Source organism: Dietzia sp. NPDC055343 (assembly GCF_053645265.1).
This window is the reverse complement of sequence record NZ_JBSHMJ010000166.1, coordinates 1-1,123: the sequence shown is the minus strand read 5'-3', so window position 1 is coordinate 1,123 and position 1,123 is coordinate 1. Positions and strand designations below refer to the sequence as shown.

1 pseudogene is annotated in these 1,123 nt (G+C 72.2%); it reads left to right on the top strand.

What is annotated here, in order from left to right:
- A pseudogene (locus ACWIE7_RS19400) lies at positions 1-1,123 on the top strand (hypothetical protein); the annotation flags it as partial.

Below are 1,123 nucleotides of genomic sequence, written 5' to 3'. Positions count from 1 at the left end.
GAGCGTCTGGGCGGCTCGCTGCCGACCTCCGCCGAGCACTTCGCGGAACTGCTCGCCCGCCTCGAACGCGAGGACGCCGAGCAGGAGACCGAACGCGCGCGGGAACGCGAGACCCTCCGCGACGTGGCGGGCTCACTCAACGAGGACCAGCGGGCCCATGCGCGGGCAGAGGCGCAGCTCCAGTCGGTGCTCCGACACCGCTCCAACATCGACTCCCGGTTGCTGACCGCCCGGGACCTCGTCAGCGGCGCCGCCGGGGTCAACGCCCGCGAACTCCCCTTCGCGGGAGAACTCCTCGACGTACCCGCCGAGCACGCCCGTTGGCGCCCGGCGATCGAGCGCGCCCTCTCCGGCATCGCCCGCACCATGCTCGTCCCCGCCCATCTGCGCGACCGGGTGGCCGCCGGCGTCGACTCCACCCATCTGGGCGTGCGGCTGATCTACGAGGTGGTCGACCACGGCGACGCCACTCCGGCTCGACGGACCGGACCTCACAGCCTGGTCCGCAAGGTCCGTTCGGTGGCGGGCCCGTTCCAGCCCTGGCTCAACCGCCGGCTCGCGAGCGAGTTCGACATCGCGTGCGTGGAGACGGCGGACGAGCTCGACCACCACGACAAGGCCGTGACCCTGCACGGTCTGATCAAACGGGGGGCGCGATTCGAGAAGGACGATCGTCGGCGGATCGACGACCCCACGGCCTTCCAGCTCGGCCGCATGGATGACGCCAAGGTGGAGGCCCTCACCGCCCTCCGCGACGAGATCGCCTCGCGAATCGAGGCCCACGAACGGCGGTGGACGTCGCTGGAGCAGGTGGACGCCGACCGCCGCGCGCACCAGCGGGCAGCGGCCCTGCTGCAGAGTCTGAGCTGGGAGGAGATCGACTCCACCACCGCCCGCGATCGGGAGGCGGGCGCGCACGATCGTCTCGAGAGGTGGCGCGAGGACAACCCGCAGGTGGCTGAGCTGGAGCGCGCCCTTCGAGACGCCGAGGAGTCGCATCACCGAGCGCAGGCCGCCTACGAGTCTGCGACCGGGGCGCGCGCCGTCGTCCGCAGCATCGTCGACGGACTCCAGGCCCGGCTCGCCACGCTCGCCGGCTCGGCATCAGACGAGCCGGACGAAG